Annotated in this window: 13 protein-coding genes; all 13 read left to right on the top strand. The window is 72.5% G+C overall.

All coding sequences use genetic code 11. The features are described from left to right. The first annotated feature begins 199 nt into the window (after positions 1-199). The 13 genes from ACFVZW_RS34385 (at position 200) to ACFVZW_RS34325 (ending at position 17,748) form a co-directional block, all read left to right on the top strand. Entirely contained in the window at positions 200-1,414 is a 1,215-nt protein-coding gene (locus ACFVZW_RS34385; protein ID WP_384529936.1) for an ROK family protein, read from the top strand. Between the two features lie 130 nt (positions 1,415-1,544). Beyond that, positions 1,545-2,882, top strand: a complete 1,338-nt coding sequence (locus ACFVZW_RS34380; protein ID WP_384529933.1) for an ABC transporter substrate-binding protein — start codon at positions 1,545-1,547, stop codon at positions 2,880-2,882. Between the two features lie 19 nt (positions 2,883-2,901). Beyond that, positions 2,902-3,900 carry a carbohydrate ABC transporter permease gene (locus tag ACFVZW_RS34375; protein WP_384529930.1) on the top strand — a complete coding sequence of 333 codons (999 nt, stop codon included), beginning with the start codon at positions 2,902-2,904 and terminating at the stop codon, positions 3,898-3,900. A gap of 3 nt (positions 3,901-3,903) precedes the next feature. Then, the gene (locus tag ACFVZW_RS34370) at positions 3,904-4,788 is read left to right on the top strand and encodes a carbohydrate ABC transporter permease (protein WP_384529927.1); all 885 of its coding nucleotides are present in this window, start codon (positions 3,904-3,906) and stop codon (positions 4,786-4,788) included. An 8-nt stretch (positions 4,789-4,796) separates the two neighbouring features. Continuing rightward, positions 4,797-6,116 (top strand): 6-phospho-beta-glucosidase, encoded by a 1,320-nt coding sequence (locus ACFVZW_RS34365; RefSeq protein WP_384529924.1) that lies wholly within the window; start codon positions 4,797-4,799, stop codon positions 6,114-6,116. Then, on the top strand, positions 6,107-7,096 hold the full coding sequence (locus ACFVZW_RS34360) for an N-acetylglucosamine kinase (protein ID WP_384529921.1): 990 nt from the start codon (positions 6,107-6,109) through the stop codon (positions 7,094-7,096). The genes ACFVZW_RS34365 and ACFVZW_RS34360 overlap by 10 nt, the downstream gene beginning before the upstream one ends. A gap of 235 nt (positions 7,097-7,331) precedes the next feature. Next, the gene (locus ACFVZW_RS34355; protein ID WP_384529918.1) at positions 7,332-8,753 is read left to right on the top strand and encodes a hypothetical protein; all 1,422 of its coding nucleotides are present in this window, start codon (positions 7,332-7,334) and stop codon (positions 8,751-8,753) included. 38 nt (positions 8,754-8,791) lie between these two features. Further along, complete coding sequence (locus ACFVZW_RS34350; protein WP_384529944.1) at positions 8,792-9,844, top strand: glutamate ABC transporter substrate-binding protein; 1,053 nt, start codon at positions 8,792-8,794, stop codon at positions 9,842-9,844. Positions 9,845-9,847: 3 nt separating this feature from the next. Then, on the top strand, positions 9,848-11,125 hold the full coding sequence (locus tag ACFVZW_RS34345; RefSeq protein ID WP_384529915.1) for a hypothetical protein: 1,278 nt from the start codon (positions 9,848-9,850) through the stop codon (positions 11,123-11,125). Between the two features lie 41 nt (positions 11,126-11,166). Next, the gene (locus ACFVZW_RS34340; RefSeq protein ID WP_384529941.1) at positions 11,167-13,626 is read left to right on the top strand and encodes a tetratricopeptide repeat protein; all 2,460 of its coding nucleotides are present in this window, start codon (positions 11,167-11,169) and stop codon (positions 13,624-13,626) included. Positions 13,627-13,628: 2 nt separating this feature from the next. After that, positions 13,629-15,080 (top strand): PP2C family serine/threonine-protein phosphatase, encoded by a 1,452-nt coding sequence (locus ACFVZW_RS34335; protein WP_384529938.1) that lies wholly within the window; start codon positions 13,629-13,631, stop codon positions 15,078-15,080. 62 nt (positions 15,081-15,142) lie between these two features. Next, positions 15,143-16,471, top strand: a complete 1,329-nt coding sequence (locus ACFVZW_RS34330; RefSeq protein ID WP_384529912.1) for a VWA domain-containing protein — start codon at positions 15,143-15,145, stop codon at positions 16,469-16,471. Between the two features lie 41 nt (positions 16,472-16,512). Continuing rightward, positions 16,513-17,748: an FHA domain-containing protein gene (locus ACFVZW_RS34325; RefSeq protein WP_384529909.1), complete on the top strand. Its 1,236-nt coding sequence runs from the start codon at positions 16,513-16,515 to the stop codon at positions 17,746-17,748. Positions 17,749-17,860 lie beyond the last annotated feature (112 nt).

The following is a 17,860-nucleotide window of genomic DNA, read 5'->3' as shown; positions in this document are numbered from 1 at the left end:
GCGCGCCCCCCCCCCCCCCCTTCTTTTCGTTTTGGTTGGGGGGGGGGGGGAGGGGGGCGTGCGGGGGTATTGACGCCCCGGTGACGCCCGTCCTACGGTCCTCCCACCGAATAGGAAACTTTCCTAACAGTGCAGTTGGGGGAGCGGGCGACGGGGCAGCAGAATGGCCCCTCCAGAGCCGAAGGGCAGGTGCATCGTCATGGCCGGTACGACCCCGGGAACCCCCGGCACCCCGCGCGTCCTGCGGGCCATGAACGACCGCGCCGCCCTCGACCTGCTCCTGGAGCACGGGACCCTGTCCCGCACGCGGATCGGCAAGCTCACCGGCCTCTCCAAGCCGACCGCCTCCCAGCTCCTCGCCCGGCTCGAAGCCGCCGGGCTCGTCCTCGCCACCGGCACCACGGCGGGGCGGCCGGGACCCAGCGCCCAGCTGTACGAGCTCAACCCCCGGGCCGCCTTCGCCGCCGGACTCGATGTGAACCCGCACCGGATCCGCGCCGCCGTCGCGGACATCACCGGCGAGGTCGTCGGCGAGTTCGAGCTCGGAACACCGGGGCGCGCCCCGGAGGGCGTCGTACAACAGGTCACCACCGCCCTCGACGGCGCCGTCAAGGACGCCGGGATCACCCGCGCCGAGGTGCACCGCCTCGTCATCGGCACCCCCGGCGCCTTCGACCCGGCCACCGGGCGGCTGCGGTACGCCTCCCATCTGCCCGGCTGGCACTCCCCCACGCTCCTGGAGGAGCTGGCGGCGGTGCTCCCGATGCCGTTCGAGTACGAGAACGACGTCAACCTCGCCGCCGTCGCCGAGCAGCGCCTGGGCGCCGCCCGGGGCCACGAGGACTTCGTGCTGCTGTGGAACCAGGAGGGCCTCGGCGCCGCCCTCGTCCTCGGCGGCCGGCTCCACCGCGGCTTCACCGGCGGCGCCGGCGAGGTCGGCTTCCTGCCCGTGCCCGGCACCCCGCTCGTACGGCAGGTCACCAAGGCCAACTCCGGCGGCTTCCAGGAGCTCGCCGGCGTCCAGTCCGTGCCCCGGATCGCCCGGGAGCTCGGCATCGACACCCCCGAGCAGCCCTATGTGCCCACCGCGACCCGGCTGCTCGCCCACGCCGCCGCCCACCACGACGACGACCCCCGCTACGCGGCGCTGCTCGACCGGTACGCCGAGCGCCTCGCCACCGGTCTCGCCTCCCTCGTCGCCGTACTCGACCCCGAACTCCTCGTCCTGTCCGGCGAGGTGACCGTCGCCGGCGGGGAACCGCTGCGCGAGCGCGTCCAGTCCGAGCTCGCCGAACTCGCCGCCTCCCGGCCCCGGCTCGTCCTCGGGGACGTGGAACGGCGCCCCGTCCTGCGCGGGGCCCTGGAAAGCGCCCTCGCCACCACCCGCGACGAGGTCTTCGACACGTCCCGCTAGGACCGCGGACCCCGCACCACCCGGCCCACCATCCGGTTCGACCACCGACTCACCGCCCGGCGCCGTCCAGCCGTCTCTTCGTCGTACCCCCTTCCCCCCGTAACCCCCTCCGCCACAGGGAGACTTCGCCATGCCCGTACGCCCGCGCAGAGCCGCCGTCGCGCTCGCCGCCACCGCCTCGATCGTCGTCCTCGCCTCGGCCTGTACCGGCTCGGCCGAGAACAAGGCGAGCGACGACCCGAACGCGCAGACCACGATCACCTTCTGGCACGGCTGGTCGGCCCCCTCCGAGGTCAAGGCGATCCAGGACAACGTCGCCCGCTTCGAGAAGGCCCACCCGAACATCAAGGTGAAGGTCGTCGGCAACATCAACGACGACAAGCTCAACCAGGCGCTGCGCGCGGGCGGTTCGAGCGGCCCGGACGTGGCCGCCTCCTTCACCACGTCCAACGTCGGCAAGTTCTGCGCCTCCGGCGCGCTCGCGGACCTGAAGCCCTTCCTGGAGAAGGACAAGGTGGACCTGGACAAGACCTTCTCCAAGGTCCTCCAGGACTACACCCAGTTCGAGGGCAAGCGCTGCTCGCTGCCGCTGCTCTCCGACGCGTACGGGCTCTACTACAACAAGGACGCCTTCAAGGCGGCCGGCATCACCGCCCCGCCGAAGACCTGGTCGGAGTTCAGGGAGGTCGCCAAGAAGCTGACCAAGGAGAAGGACGACGGCTACGAGCGGCTGGGCTTCATGCCGAACTACCTCGGCTACGAGACCGTCCCGAGCCACTACATGTCGCAGTGGAACCACACGTACTTCGACGAGAGCGGCAAGTCGCTCCTCGCCAAGGACCCGGGCTTCGCCGAGATGCTGACCTATCAGAAGTCGCTGGTCGACGGCCTGGGCGGGTTCGCGAAGCTGGACAAGTACCGCACCACCTTCGGTGACGAGTGGGGCGCCAAGCACCCCTTCCACACCGGTCAGGTCGCCATGCAGCTGGACGGCGAGTGGCGGCTGAACTTCATCAAGGAGGCCAAGGTCGGCTTCGAGGTCGGCGTCGCGCCGCTGCCGGTCGCGGACGACGAGGTGGCCGAGTACGGCAAGGGCTACCTCTCCGGCACGATCATCGGCATCGCGCCGCAGAGCAGGAAGCAGAACGCGGCCTGGGAGCTGGTCAAGTACATGACCATGGACACCGAGGCGGTGGTGAGCTTCGCCAACGGCATCGGCAACGTCCCCTCCACCCTGGAGGCGCTGAAGTCCCCGAACCTCAAGGTCGACGAGCGCTTCAAGACCTTCCTGGAGATCGCGCAGCACCCGGAGTCCTCCACGTCCGACGGCGCGGTGAACGGCTCCACGTACCAGGACACCTTCCAGGACTTCGCCCAGAAGTACGAGAAGGGCCAGGTCCCGGATCTGAGGAAGGGCCTCGAGGACACCGCGGCCCAGATCGACCGCGACATCGCCCAGGCGAAGTGACGGCCGGGGCGCACTCCTCATGAGCACCGACACCCTGCCCACGAAGCGGCCGGCCGGTCCGGCCGCCGCCTCCCAGGACGGGCGTCACACGCTGCGGTCGAAGCGCGTGCGAGGCGCGCTTCGCACCGCGGCGTTCATGTCGCCCTGGCTGGTCGGATTCGGCGTCTTCTTCGCCTATCCCCTGGTCTCGACCCTGTACTTCTCCTTCATGAAGTACGACGGGCTCAACCCGCCGACCTGGCGGGGCCTGGACAACTGGACGTATGTCTTCTCGGACCTGCCGAAGTTCTGGCCGGCGATGCAGAACACGCTGTGGCTGGCCGTCGTCATGGTCGCCTGCCGGGTGGTCTTCGGCCTCGGCGTCGGTCTGCTGATCACCAAGATCAAGACGGGCGCCGGCGTCTTCCGCACCCTGTTCTACCTGCCGTACCTGGCCCCGCCGGTGGCCGCGACGCTGGCCTTCGTCTTCCTGCTCAACCCGGGCACGGGGCCGGTCAACTCGCTCCTGGAGGCGGTCGGCATCCCGGCGCCCTCCTGGTTCAACGACGCGGCCTGGGCCAAGCCCGCGCTGACCGTCCTCGCGGTCTGGGGCGTCGGCGACCTCATGGTCATCTTCATGGCGGCGCTGCTCGACGTACCGAAGGAGCAGTACGAGGCGGCGGAGCTGGACGGGGCCTCGGCCTGGCAGCGGTTCCGGTACGTGACGCTCCCGAACATCTCGCCGATCGTGCTCTTCGCGGTCGTCACCGGGATCATCGGCGCGATGCAGTACTACACCCAGCCGATCGTGGCGGCGAAGGTCGCCTCCGGGGTGATGGGCGGCTCCGGCCAGACCTTCGAGCCGGGTTATCCGGACGACTCCACGCTGACCCTGCCGCAGCTGGTCTACAACCTCGGCTTCGGCCGCTTCGACTACGGCGCCGCCTGCGTCGTGGCGCTCGCCCTGTTCGCCCTCTCCATGGCCTGCACCGCGCTGCTGATGCGCAGGCGCGGCGGCCTGATCGGCTCGGGTGACTGATCCATGACCATCGCATCCGCGTTCGACCGTCCCGTGGTGGGCCCCGCCGAGAAGCGTGCCCGTCGCAAGGCGGCGCTGCACTGGATCGCCGTGCACTCCCTCGGGATCGCGGCGGCCCTGTTCTTCGTCCTGCCCTTCGTCTTCGTCTTCCTGACGTCCCTGATGAGCGACCAGCAGGCGCTGACCCGGGACCTCACGCCGAACACCTGGCACTGGGACAACTACGTCCGGGTCCTCGACACGCCCGGCTTCCTCACCTGGTGGCGGAACTCCCTGCTGTACGCGGGGCTCGGCACCGTGCTCGTGGTGGTCTCCTCGATCCCGGTGGCGTACGCGCTCGCCAAGTTCCGCTTCCGCGGCCGGCATCTGTCGCTGCTGCTCGTCATCTCGATGATGATGCTGCCGCCACAGGTGATCATCATCCCGATGTACCTGTTCTGGGCCAAGCAGATGGACCTCTCCGGCACGCTGTGGCCGCTGATCGTCCCGATGGCGTTCGGCGACGCGTTCGCGATCTTCCTGCTGCGCCAGTTCCTGCTGACGATCCCGAACGAGTACATCGAGGCCGCCCGGATCGACGGGTGCGGCGAGTTCCGTACCCTCCTCAGGATCGTGCTCCCGATGGCCAGGCCCGGCATCGCCGCCGTCGCGCTGTTCCAGTTCTTCTACTGCTGGAACGACTACTTCGGGCCGCAGATCTACGCCTCCGAGAACCCCGGGGCCTGGCCGCTCAGTTACGGCCTGGAGTCCTTCAAGGGCGCGCACCACACCGACTGGAACCTGACCATGGCCGCGACCGTACTGGTCATGGCCCCTGTGATCCTCGTCTTCTTCTTCGCCCAGAAGGCGTTCGTCGAGGGAGTCACACTGACCGGAGTGAAGGGCTGATACGACATATGAAGCTCGCTGTCGTGGGGGGCGGCTCCACCTACACCCCCGAACTGATCGACGGTTTCGCGCGGTTGCGCGACACCCTGCCCATCTCCGAACTCGTCCTCGTCGACCCGGCCACCGACCGGCTGGAGCTGGTCGGCGGCCTGGCCCGGCGGATCTTCGCCAAGCAGGGCCACGACGGGAAGATCGTCACCACCTCCGACATGGACGCCGGAGTGGAGGGGGCGGACGCCGTGCTGCTCCAGCTGCGGGTCGGCGGGCAGGCCGCCCGGAACCAGGACGAGACCTGGCCGCTGGAGTGCGGCTGCGTCGGGCAGGAGACCACCGGCGCCGGCGGGCTCGCCAAGGCGCTGCGGACCGTGCCGGTGGTCCTGGACATCGCCGAGTGGGTCCGGCGGACCAACCCGGACGCCTGGATCATCGACTTCACCAACCCCGTCGGCATCGTCACGCGCGCCCTGCTCCAGGCCGGCCACAAGGCCGTCGGGCTGTGCAACGTGGCCATCGGCTTCCAGCGGAAGTTCGCCGGGATGCTCGACGTGGCACCCGCCGACGTCCATCTCGACCACGTGGGGCTCAACCACCTGACCTGGGAGACGGCCGTCCGCCTCGGCGGACCCGAGGGCGAGAACGTCCTGCCCCGGCTGCTCGCCGAGCACGGCGAGGCCATCGCCGACGACCTCAGTCTGCCGCACTCGATCGTGGACCGGCTCGGCGTCGTCCCCTCGTACTACCTGCGGTACTTCTACGCGCACGACGAGGTCGTACGGGAGCTCGGCGCCAAGCCCTCGCGGGCCGCCGAGGTCGCCGCGATGGAGAAGGAACTCCTGGAGATGTACGGGGACCCGGCGCTCGACGAGAAGCCGGCGCTGCTCGGCAAGCGCGGCGGCGCGTTCTACTCGGAGGCAGCCGTGGATCTCGCCGCCTCCCTCCTGGGAGGCAGCAGCGGGCCCGAAGGGCCATCCGTCGAGGGTGGTGGTGGGCGACGGGCGGGCGGTGGTTCGCCGTACCAGGTGGTGAACACGTACAACAACGGCACGCTGCCGTTCCTGCCGGACGACGCCGTGATCGAGGTGCAGGCGGCGGTGGGGCCGCAGGGCGCCTCGCCGCTGCCGGTCGCCCCGCTCGACCCGCTGTACGCCGGGCTGATCGCGAACGTGACCGCGTACGAGGACCTGGCCCTGGAGGCGGCGCTGCGCGGCGGCCGCGAGCGGGTGTTCCGGGCGCTGCTCGCCCACCCCCTGGTGGGGCAGTACGCGTACGCCGACGGGCTCACCGACCGGCTGATCGCGCACAACCGGGAGCACCTCGCGTGGGCGTGAACCCGAACGGGCCGCTCCTCGCGATCGACGCCGGGAACAGCAAGACGGACGTCGCGGTGGTCGGGACGGGCGGGAGGGTGCTCGGCTCGGCGCGCGGCGGCGGCTTCCAGCCCCCGGTCGTCGGGGTCGAGGCGGCCGTGGACACCCTCGCGGAGGCGGTCGGACGGGCCTGGGCGGAGGCCGGTGGCGCCGACTCCCCGCCCGCGTTCTCGCACGTCTCCGCCTGCCTCGCCAACGCCGATCTGGCGGTGGAGGAGCAGGAGCTGGAGAAGGCCCTCTACGCGCGGCGGTGGAGCCGTTCGATCCGGGTCCGCAACGACACCTTCGCCATCCTGCGCGCCGGGGTCGACGAGCCGCGGGGCGTCGCCGTGGTGTGCGGGGCGGGCATCAACTGTGTCGGCATGGTGCCGGACGGCCGTACCGCCCGCTTCCCCGCCATCGGGAAGATCTCCGGCGACTGGGGCGGCGGCAGCGGACTCGCCGAGGAGGCTCTCTGGTTCGCGGCCCGTGCGGAGGACGGGCGGGGTGAGGCGACCGCCCTGGCCGGGGAGTTGCCCGCGCACTTCGGACTGCCGTCCATGTACGCGCTGATCGAGGCGCTGCACCTGGGCCGTGTCCCGTTCGAGCGTCGGCACGAGCTGACGCCCGTGCTGTTCCGTACGAGCGCGGCGGGCGACGCGATCGCCCGGTCGCTGGTGCACCGGCTCGCGGAGGAGGTCGTCGCGCTGTCGACGGTCGCCCTCGGGCGCCTCGGTCTGCTGGACGAGGAGGTGCCGGTGATGCTGGGGGGCAGCGTGCTGGCCGCGCGGCACCCGGAGTTGGACACCCGGATCTCCGAACTGCTGGCCGTGAAGGCGCCGAAGGCCGTGATCGGGGTCGTGACCGCGCCGCCGGTGCTGGGCGCGGGGCTGTTCGCGCTCGACGAGCGGGGGGACGGTCCCCAGGCGGCCGCGCGACTGCGGGAGCACTACGGCGCGTGAGGCCGCACGACCGGCGGGGGCGTCCTTCGGGGCGCCCCCTCCGGTCGTGTTCACCCCTGCGTGATGGAACCGATTTCGGCCGGGAGGCGTATTCATAGCAGGGGGTTCGCCTACGGGGGTGGCGCGGACGTGAGGCACGATAGGAACAAGATCGCGTCATTCCTGGTGTGCGGGTGGGGCCCCTGAGGCCATACTGCCCTCCGGGGAGTCGTCATCGACCGAGGGGGAGGCCACGTTGACATACCCGCCGAATGCGCCCGCCGCCTCGGCACCGGGCACCGCCCCGGCACAGCCGGGCCCGGGCGTGCCCGCGCAGCCGTCCGTGGCGCCCGTCACCCCGCCGCCCGCCGGTCCGAGCGCCTGGGGCGAGGTGAAGGAGCGACTGCGGCGGGCCGCCACGACCGAGCCCGGACGGCTGCAGATCCTCGGAGCCGTACTGGCCCTGCTGGTCGTCGCGTTCGGGGGCGTCACCGCCTTCGAGGTCGCCGACCGGGCCTCCTCCGCCGACGATGTGGTGAGCCGCAGCCAGCCGCTGAGCGCCGACGCCGCCGACATCTACCGCTCGCTCGCCGACGCCGACACGGCCGCGGCCAGCGCCTTCCTGGCCGGCGCGCAGGAGCCCGCGGACATCCAGAAGCGGTACGCCGACGACATCAGGACCGCCTCCCGCCTCCTGGTCAAGGCCGCGGCGAGCACCGAGGGTTCGACCGAGTCGGCCCGCGAGATCGCCGCCCTCAACGAGCAGCTCCCCCGCTACACCGGCCTGATCGAGCGGGCCCGCGCCGCGAACCGGCAGGGCCTGCCGCTCGGCGGCGCCTATCTGCGGTACGCCAACAAGCAGATGACCAGCGAGCTGCTGCCCGCCGCCGAGCGCCTCTACGAGGCCGAGACCGCGCGCCTCCAGCAGGACGACGAGGACGCCCGGGACTGGCCGTACCTCTCCCTCGCGCTCGGCATCCTCGCCCTCGCCGTCCTGGTCCTGGCCCAGCGGCGCAACTACGCCCTGACGAACCGGGTGTTCAACCACGGGCTGCTCGCCGCCACCGCGGCCTCCGTGGTCGTGCTGCTCTGGATGGCGGCGGCGCACACCGTCGCCCGCGCCGGTCTCCATGACGCCCGCGAGCACGGGCAGAGCTCGCTCCAGGTCCTCAACGCCGCCCGGATCAGCTCCCTGAAGGCGCGGGCCAACGAGAACCTGACGCTGGTCGCGCGCGGCGCCGTCCTCACCGAGGACGGCAAGAACGACAAGTACGAGACGGACTACACGAGCAGCATGACCGCGCTGACCGACGCGCTCGCCCAGGCCCGGGAGCTGGCCGACGACGACGCCGGGCGCGACCCGCTGGCCACCGTGGCGGAGCGCACCGCCGAGTGGAAGGACCGGCACAAGGACGCCCGCGCGAAGGACGACGCGGGCGACTTCGAGGGGGCGCGGCTCCGGGTCGTCGGCCCCGACAAGACCACCGGGCAGTCGTTCGACCAGGTCGACGCCGCCCTGAAGAAGGCTCTGGCCCATGAGCAGTCCGAGTTCACCAGCGCCGCCGAGGGCGGCCGGGGAGCTCTGACCGGGCTCCCGCTGGGCGCCGCCGCGCTCGGCGTGCTCGGCGCGGCCGGTGCGATCGTGGGCATCAACCGCAGGCTGTCGGAGTACCGGTGAGAGGGGGCGGGATGCGGAACGGCGTCGACGGCGCGAGGATGCGCGGCCCGGCCGGGCTCCGCGGACGCCTCCTCGGCAGCCGGCCCCTCGGGCGGCTGCGCGGCTGGGGCGGGGTGGCTGCCATGGCCGTGGCGTGCGGTCTGACCGCCTCGCTGACCCTGCTGCCCCTCACCCACAGCGCCCGCGGCGATTCGGGAGCGACCGAGGTGACCGGGCCGGGCGTGGGCATCGGTATGCCCGTGAAGGCGGACACCTGCGAGAACCCGGAAGCCTCCCTCACCCCGTCGAGCGCCGACGGCCCCTCGATCGCGGCGATCAAGGCCCGGGGGAAGCTCATCGTCGGCGTCGACCAGAACAGCTTCCGCTGGGGCTACCGCAACGCGGAGGAGCGCACGCTCGAGGGCTTCGACATCGACCTGGCGAAGGCGATCGCCAAGGACGTCCTCGGCAGCGAGAGCGACATCATCTTCCGGGCCATCCCCACCAATCAGCGGATCGCGGCCCTGGAGAGCGGCAAGGTCGACCTCGTCGTGCGGACGATGACGATCAACTGCAAGCGGATCGAGCAGGTCGCCTTCTCCACCGCCTACTTCCAGGTCGGCCAGCAGATCCTCGCGCCCAAGGGTTCCACGATCACCGGGTACGACTCCTCGCTCGGCGGCAAGAGGGTCTGCACGGCCGAGGGCTCCACCGCCTACGAGGCCCTGGAGCAGAACGCCTTCGGCGCGACGTTCAAGGACGAGGCGGACGGCACCAAGGCCGACAAGGACCTGCTGACCGTCCCCAACCAGCTGGACTGCCTGGCCCGGCTCCAGCTGGGCGAGGTCGACGCGGTCCTCACGGACAACGCGCTGGGGGCCGGCCAGGCCGCGCAGGACCCGGCGGTCGAGCTCAAGGGCAAGCCGTTCACCACCGAGTACTACGGAGTCGCCGCCAAGCTCGGCAACGACGACCTGGTCCGCCGGGTCAACCAGGTCCTCGTGCAGTACCGACAGGGCGCCTGGAAGACGGCGTACGACAAGTGGCTGAAGGCGGACCTGCCCGGGATATCCGGGCCGCCCGCACCGAAGTACAAGCAGAGCGAGAGGTGATCGATGGGCGTCGCGGGCACCCCCGGGCCGGTGATGGACCGGGACGAGGTGGACCGTGCGCTGGCGCGGCTCGGCGCGGAGCACAAGGCGATCGAGGACTCGCTCCTCGCTCTCCAGGACCACGCGGGCCGCAGGCTGCTGGAAGGCGCGGAGCTGACCGGCACGACCCGGGACCGCTGGCAGTCCACCGAGCGGACGATCACCCTGCTCTGGACGTACTTCGACGCGTACACCGGCGCGCTGAGCGAAGCCCGTGAGCTGCGGGCGCGGCGGCGCTGGTCCAGCCGGGAGGACCTGGAGGAGCTGACCGAGCGGCTGCGCGGCGAGAGCGTCGTCGTCGCGGGCGGGGCGCAGCAGCAGGCCCTGCTCTCCGAGCGGTTCACGCTGGAGGCGCTCGTCCGGCGGATGAACGAGCTGTACGCGTCCTCGCTCGACACGGTCGTGACCGCCGACGCAGTCTGGTCCGCGCTGCCCGCCCGGATAGACCTCCTCGCCGCCGAGCTGGGGCGGACGCGTTCGCTGGCACACTCGGTCGGCGTTCGGCCCGGGGAACACCCGGCCGGCGACGAGCTGGAGGCGATCACGGCCGAGCTGACCGCGCTGCGCGCCGAGGTCGTCACCGACCCGCTGACCTTCTGGCGTCCCGCGGCGGGCAGTTCGGCGCCCGGCGGCGGACGGCCCGACACCGAGCGGTACGACCGGGCGGCGCGGGCCCTGGAGGACATCCGGCGGGAGATCGAGGCGGTCCTCGCGGTCCGGCAGGACTCCGAGGAGCGGCTGCTGCGGCTGCGGGACGTGCTCTCGCGGGCCGACCGGACGCTGGCCGAGGCCCGGGCGGCGCGCGGTGAGGTCCTCGCCAAGATCGCGGCCTCCGAGGTGCCGGCCGTCAGCGGCCCGCCGACGGTCCTCCAGGAACGGCTCTCGACGGCCGCCGAGTACCGCAGGCACGCCCAGTGGCACCGGCTCTCCCCGCTCCTGGAGTCCCTGGAGCGGGAGGCGGAGGACGAACTGCTGCGCGCCCGCGAGTCCTTGACCGCCGTCACCGCGCCGCTGGCGGTCCGCGCCGAGCTGCGCGGCCGGCTCGACGCGTACAAGGCGAAGGTCGCCCGCCTGGGCGCGGCCGAGGATCCGCTGCTGATCGAGCGGTACGACGCGGCCCGCCGGATGCTGTGGAGCGCGCCGTGCGACCTGCGGGTCGCCGAGCAGGCGGTGCTGCGGTACCAGCAGGCCGCCGCGGAGGTCCTCTCCGGACCCAGAGATGCCAGGGGGAGTCAGTGGTGAGCACCTGTCAGCGTCCCTCGTGCGAGGGATCGTACGAGGACATGGGCGGCGGCGAGCTGTACTGCGACACCTGCGGGCTCGCGCCGGTCGTGGCCGCGGGCGGAATGCTCCAGGCCAACCCGACCGGGATGGCCGTGCCCGGCAAGGGGTCGACCTCGTCCCGGTCGAGCTCGCGCGCGTCCTCCCGCAGCTCCTCGCGCTCCTCCCGCTCGTCCACCTCCCGCCGCTCGGTCTCCGGGCGGCTCTCCCGCTCGCTGTCGGGCGGGAGCAGCAGCCGTTCGGTCTCGGTGCGCAGCTCGGGCGCGTCGGCGGCGCAGTCCGGGCGGAACCGGCTGGGCGCCGGCCTGGTCTCGATCCCCGAGGTGCCGCGTCCGGACCCGCGCGGCGCGGTGATGGAGAACCCCGAGGTTCCCGAGCGGAAGCGATTCTGCTCGCGCTCGGACTGCGGGGCGCCGGTGGGCCGTTCGCGCGGTGACCGGCCGGGCCGCACGGAGGGCTTCTGCACCAAGTGCGGTCATCCGTACTCCTTCGTGCCGAAGCTGCGCGGCGGCGACATCGTGCACGGGCAGTACGAGGTCGCGGGCTGTCTCGCGCACGGCGGGCTCGGCTGGATCTATCTCGCCGTCGACCGGGCGGTCTCCGATCGCTGGGTGGTGCTCAAGGGCCTGCTCGACACCGGCGACCAGGACGCGATGGCCGCGGCGATCTCCGAGCGCCGCTTCCTCGCCGAGATCGAGCACTCCAACATCGTCCGGATCTACAACTTCGTCGAGCACCTCGACCAGCGCACCGGCTCCATGGACGGCTACATCGTCATGGAGTACGTCGGCGGCAAGTCGCTCAAGGAGATCGCCAACGACCGCAGGACGGCGGACGGCCGGCGCGATCCGCTGCCGGTGGAGCAGGCCTGCGCGTACGGGATCGAGGCCCTGGAGGCGCTCGGACACCTGCACAGCCGGAACCTGCTGTACTGCGACTTCAAGGTCGACAACGCGATCCAGTCCGAGGACCAGCTCAAGCTGATCGACATGGGCGCGGTCCGCAGGATGGACGACGACGAGTCCGCCATCTACGGCACCGTCGGCTACCAGGCCCCCGAGGTGGCCGATGTCGGCCCCTCGGTGGCGAGCGATCTCTACACGGTGGCGCGCACGCTGGCCGTCCTGACCTTCGACTTCCAGGGCTACACCAACGTCTTCGTCGACTCGCTGCCCGAGCCGGACCACATCGAGGTCTTCCGGACGTACGAGTCCTTCTACCGGCTCCTGGTGCGTGCGACGGACCCCGACCCGGCCCGCCGGTTCTCCTCCGCGCAGGAGATGGCGGAGCAGCTGACCGGCGTGCTGCGGGAGGTCGTCGCCCTCCAGTCGGGCCGGCCGCGCCCGGCGCTCTCGACGCTGTTCGGCACGGAACTGCGGGTCACGGACACGCAGTTGTTCGCCGAGCTGACGGAGGACGTGTCCGCCCTGGGCGCCCGGGAGACGCGGCGCGGGCGCAAGGCCCTGCCGCCGGGCACGGGCGCCGGTGCGCCGGCCGGATCTGCCGGGGTGGCCGGGGTGGTGGGTGCCGGTCCGCTGCTCACGCCCCTGGACGGGCGGGCCACGTCGCTCGCGCTGCCCGTCCCGCGGGTGGACCCGGGGGACCCGAACGCCGGATTCCTCGCCGGACTGATGGCCTCCGCGCCCGCCGAGCTGATCAGCGCCCTGCACCACGCTCCCGCGCCCTCCCTCGAACTGCGGCTGCGCGAGCTGCGGGCCCGTCTGGAGATGGGCGACCTGGGCTCCGCCGGGCGCGCGCTCGCCATGCTGGAGGAGCAGGTCCCGGACGACTGGCGGGTGGTCTGGTACCGCGGTCTCACCTCCCTGGTGACCGGCGACCACGAGAACGCGGCGCTGTCCTTCGACGCGGTCTACGACGCGTTTCCCGGGGAGCCCGCGCCCAAGCTGGCCCTCGGCATCTGCGCGGAGGTCCTCGGCCAGCTGGACAACGCGGCGGAGTACTACCGCCTGGTGTGGGCGACCGACCCGAGTTTCGTCAGCGCCGCGTTCGGGCTCGCCCGGGTGCAGCTGGCGGCCGGTGACCGCACCGGAGCCGTACGCACCCTGGAGTCCGTACCGGAGGCGTCGATCCACTACACCGCGGCCCGGGTCGCGGCCGTGCGGGCCCGGCTTCGGCGGCGGCCGCCGAACGAGCCGCTCGGCGCGGATCTGACGGCGGCGGCGGCACAGGTCTCCGCGCTCCAGGGCTTCGGTCTGGACGCGGTGCGCCGGGAGCAGTTGTCGACGGAGGTCCTCGGCACGGCGCTCGACTGGGTACTCTCCGGAAGTCCCGGAGCGGGACCCGGCGGCGCACTGCTGCTCGGCAGCGAACTGGACGAGCGCGGACTGCGCTTCGGCCTCGAACGCTCGTACCGGGTGCTCGCCCGGCTCGCTCAGCGGGGCGAGGAGAGGATCGAACTGGTGGAGCGGGCCAACCGTTTCCGCCCCAGGACGTGGGTGTGAGTATGTCCCAGAAGCCCCAGCACGATCTCTCGGCCTGCCCCGGCTGCGCGGAGCCGCTGGACACGGGTGACCGGTTCTGCGGTGCGTGCGGATACGACCTGTCGGCCGTACCGGCGCCGGCGCCGGACCGGCCGACGGTGGCGATCGGTACGCCCGTGAGCTGGCCCGACGCCCCGGCCCGCGAGCCCGGCTCCCTGTCGACGGTGACCCAGCACCCGGGCGACCTTCCCGGCACGGACTCGGGCGGCCACGACCTCCCGGCCACGGAGGCGGCGGAGGGGGCGGACGCCTCGGCGGCTCGGCCCGCACGGGATCTGCCGACCGTCCCGGTCCGTACGGACGGACCGCATGCCGCCGCGACGTCCGGCAGCGGTCTCGCGGCGCTCGCCGCCGAGACGGCGGGCACCATGGGTGCCGTGGACCCCGCGGGCGCCCCGGAGGCAACCGTCTCCCCCGGCACCGACGGCGACTTCACGCTCGCCGCGCCCGACCCCCGTACCGCCCCGCCGACGCCGACCCCGCCCGCCGGGACCAAGCTGTGCGTCGCCTGCCGCGCCGGACATGTGGACCCCGACGGGTACTGCGAGAACTGCGGGCACGCCCAGCCCCGCGAGCGCGACCACATGGAGCAGGAGCTCTCCGCGGTCGCCGCCGTCAGCGACCGCGGCCTGCGCCACCACCGCAACGAGGACGCGTTCACGGTCTCCGCCACCGCGCTCCCCGACGGCTCCCCCGCCACCCTGGCGATCGTCTGCGACGGCGTCTCCTCGGCGACCCGTCCCGACGAGGCGTCCGCCGCCGCCGCGAGCGCCGCCGGTCAGTCGCTGCTCGCCGCCCTGCCCCGCGGCACCCACCCGCAGCAGGCCATGCACGAGGCGATCGTCGCCGCCGCCGAGGCGGTCAACTCCCTGGCCGAGGAGCCCGGGCAGGGCGGCATGGAGCACGATCCGCACCGCCACCAGAACGCCCCGGCCTGCACCATCGTCGGCGCGGTCGTCGCCGACGGGCTGCTGATCGTCGGCTGGGTCGGCGACAGCCGTGCCTACTGGGTGCCGGACGACCGCACTTCGCCGCCCGCCCGGCTGACCCAGGACGACTCCTGGGCGGCCCAGATGGTCGCCGCGGGCCTGATGAACGAGGCGGAGGCGTACGCGGACGAGCGCGCCCACGCCATCACCGGCTGGCTGGGCGCCGACGCGTACGAACTGGAGCCGCACACGGCCGCGTTCAAGCCGGACCGGCCGGGCGTGGTCGTGGTCTGCACCGACGGGCTCTGGAACTACGCGGAGGCCGCGGAGGAGATGGCCCGGGTCGTGCCGGCGGACGCCGCCGGACGGCTGCTGCACGGCGCCCAGGTGCTGGTCGGCCACGCCCTCGACGGCGGGGGCCACGACAACGTAACAGTGGCGCTGCTGCCGTTCGCCCTCTCCCCGCAAGGGGCAGGATCGGCCTGAGCGGTCGCCTGCGCCCTGCCCCTTTTCACCTTTCACGCTTGTCTGTCGAGGAGCCTCAATCCATGGCGAACTTCTCCAAGTCGAACGTGCCGCAGTTCTCGGTGGACGTGTACCAGAACGAGTTCCTGCCCGAGGGCGGGCGTGAGGTCAACGCCATCGTCACGGTCACCTCGACCGGCGGCGGCACGAGCGGCGGCGCGGCGCTGAGCGGCACCGGCGCCGACGCCGCCGTGGTGATCATGGTCGACTGCTCCGGTTCGATGGACTACCCGCCGACGAAGATGCGCGGCGCGCGGGACGCCACGGCCGCCGCCATCGACGCCCTGCGCGACGGCACCTCCTTCGCCGTGATCGCGGGTACGCATGTGGCGCAGGAGGTCTTCCCCGGCAACGGCCGCCTCGCCGTCGCGGGACCGGCGACCCGTGGCCAGGCCAAGGACGCGCTGCGCCGGCTGAGCGCGGGCGGCGGTACGGCGATCGGGACCTGGCTCGCCCTCGCGGACCGGCTGCTGGCCTCCGCCGAGGTGCCGATCCGGCACGGCATCCTGCTCACCGACGGGCGCAACGAACACGAGACGCCGGAGGACCTGCGGAGCGCGCTGGACGCCTGCGCCGGCCGGTTCACCTGTGACGCGCGGGGCGTCGGTACGGACTGGGAGGTCAAGGAGGTCACCGGCATCGCCTCCGCCCTGCTCGGCACGGCGGACATCGTGGCCGACCCGACGGGCCTCTCCGCGGACTTCACGACCATGATGGAGAACGCCATGGGCAAGGAGGTCGCGGATGTCGCACTGCGCCTGTGGACCCCGGTCGGGGTGGAGATCTCCTTCGTGAAGCAGGTCGCGCCGACGGTCGAGGACCTGACCTCGCGCCGTACGGAGGTGCCCCCGCGAGCCGGTGACTACCCGACCGGCTCCTGGGGCGACGAGTCCCGGGACTACCACGTCTGTGTCCGCGTTCCACAGGCCCAAATCGGCCAGGAGATGCTCGCGGCCCGGGTCTCGCTGATCGTCCCCGACCCGGCGGGCGGCACTCCGCAGACGCTGGGTCAGGGCCTGGTCCGGGCGGTGTGGACGGACGACATGGCGATGTCCACGTCGATCAACCCACAAGTCGCGCACTACACGGGCCAGGCCGAATTGGCGCAGGTCATCCAGCAGGGCCTGGACGCCCGCAAGTCCGGTGACCACGACGGGGCGACGGCCAAACTGGGGCGCGCGGTGCAGTTGGCGGCCGCCTCGGGCAACGAGGACACTGCGAAACTGCTTTCGAAGGTGGTGGACGTCGTCGACGCGGCGACAGGTACTGTGCGTTTGAAGGCGAAGGTCGCGGAAGCGGACGAGATGACTCTCGAGACCCGCTCCACCAAGACGGTTCGCGTCAAGAAGTAGCCCGGCCAGGGGGCCGGACGACGAGAGGGGGAAGCACCGACATGCCGACCTGCCCGAACGGACACCAGTCGGTCTCCGACGACTGGTGCGAGGTCTGCGGCCACCGCATGGCCGGGGCGGGTGCGCCGGCGGGTGCCGTACCGCCGCCTCCCCCGCCCCCGCCGCCGGCGTACGGATACCCGGGCCCGGCCGGACCCGGACAGGGTCCCGGGGGTTACGACCCGAACGCGACCGCCCAGGCGGAGCTCTGCCCCCAGTGCCGCACCCCGCGCGAGGCCATGGCCCCGTTCTGCGAGGAGTGCCGCTGGAACTTCCTGACCAACACGGCGACCTCGTACACCCCGGTGGCACCGCCCTCCCCGCAGCAGAGCCCGCCGCCGGGCCTCAATCTGCCGCCGGGCTTCCAGTCGCCGCCGCGTCCGCCGCAGCCGCAGGCTCCGCAGCAGCAGGACCCGTACGACTACCAGAGCTCACGGCCCTCGCAGATGAACCGGCCGGCGGAGCCGCTGTCCGCCGACCCCACGCACCACCAGGCGCCGCACCAGCGCCCGCCGATGCAGCAGCAGCCGCCCCAGGGGCAGGCTCCCCCGCCGCCGCAGGCACCGCAGGGGTTCCAGCAGGGACCGCCGCAGCCCCCGCCGTCCTTCTTCCAGAGCCCGCCGCCCGGGCAGCAGGCGCCTCAGCAGCCCGCTCCGCAGGCCCCGCCGCAGCACGGTGGGGGCGGAGGCGGTGACGACTGGATGCTGCCGCCGCCCTCGCAGCCCCAGGCTCCGCCGCAGGCGCCCCCGATGCAGCAGCACGCCCCCCAGGCGCCGCCGCAGCAACACGCCCCGCAACCCCCGCAGCAGCAGTACCAGCCGCAGCGGCCCGCCGCGGGCTGGTCGGCGTACATCGGGCCGGACCGCGACTACTTCATGGCGATGATGCAGCGCAGCGGTCCGGAGGCCACGGGTCTCAACCTGCCCGCCTACTCCCCCGAGCAGCATCTGCCGCTCCAGGGGAACCAGGTCAGCATCGGCCGCCGCAGGCACTCCACCGGCGAGTCCCCCGACATCGACCTCTCCGTGCCGCCGGAGGACCCGGGCGTCTCGCACCAGCACGCGGTGCTGGTGCAGCAGCCGGACGGCTCGTGGGCGGTGGTGGACCAGAACTCCACCAACGGCACGACGATCAACGGTGGCGAAGAACCGATCCAGCCGTACGTCCCCGTCCCGCTCCAGGACGGCGACCGGGTGCACGTCGGCGCCTGGACGACGATCACGGTCCGCCGGGGCTAGGGGGTGTCTTGTCGATCAGGCCGGATCGGGGAGCGGCGTCTGGTGCCGTGGATCGCAAGGCGGAGGAGGGAGTCAACGCGGAGCGTTGGCGACCGACGACAACGCGGCGAGG

It is taken from the genome of Streptomyces sp. NPDC059567, from assembly GCF_042735655.1.
GTDB lineage: Bacteria > Actinomycetota > Actinomycetes > Streptomycetales > Streptomycetaceae > Streptomyces.
The sequence above is the reverse complement of the archived record's forward strand: the minus strand, read 5'-3'. Positions and strand labels throughout refer to the sequence as shown.

Coding starts and splice junctions, on each gene's coding strand:
- ACFVZW_RS34385 (WP_384529936.1), top strand. CDS start 200: ATGGCCGGTACGACCCCGGGAACCCCCGGCACCCCGCGCGTCCTGCGG.
- ACFVZW_RS34380 (WP_384529933.1), top strand. CDS start 1,545: ATGCCCGTACGCCCGCGCAGAGCCGCCGTCGCGCTCGCCGCCACCGCC.
- ACFVZW_RS34375 (WP_384529930.1), top strand. CDS start 2,902: ATGAGCACCGACACCCTGCCCACGAAGCGGCCGGCCGGTCCGGCCGCC.
- ACFVZW_RS34370 (WP_384529927.1), top strand. CDS start 3,904: ATGACCATCGCATCCGCGTTCGACCGTCCCGTGGTGGGCCCCGCCGAG.
- ACFVZW_RS34365 (WP_384529924.1), top strand. CDS start 4,797: ATGAAGCTCGCTGTCGTGGGGGGCGGCTCCACCTACACCCCCGAACTG.
- ACFVZW_RS34350 (WP_384529944.1), top strand. CDS start 8,792: ATGCGCGGCCCGGCCGGGCTCCGCGGACGCCTCCTCGGCAGCCGGCCC.
- ACFVZW_RS34345 (WP_384529915.1), top strand. CDS start 9,848: ATGGGCGTCGCGGGCACCCCCGGGCCGGTGATGGACCGGGACGAGGTG.
- ACFVZW_RS34340 (WP_384529941.1), top strand. CDS start 11,167: ATGGGCGGCGGCGAGCTGTACTGCGACACCTGCGGGCTCGCGCCGGTC.
- ACFVZW_RS34335 (WP_384529938.1), top strand. CDS start 13,629: ATGTCCCAGAAGCCCCAGCACGATCTCTCGGCCTGCCCCGGCTGCGCG.
- ACFVZW_RS34330 (WP_384529912.1), top strand. CDS start 15,143: ATGGCGAACTTCTCCAAGTCGAACGTGCCGCAGTTCTCGGTGGACGTG.
- ACFVZW_RS34325 (WP_384529909.1), top strand. CDS start 16,513: ATGCCGACCTGCCCGAACGGACACCAGTCGGTCTCCGACGACTGGTGC.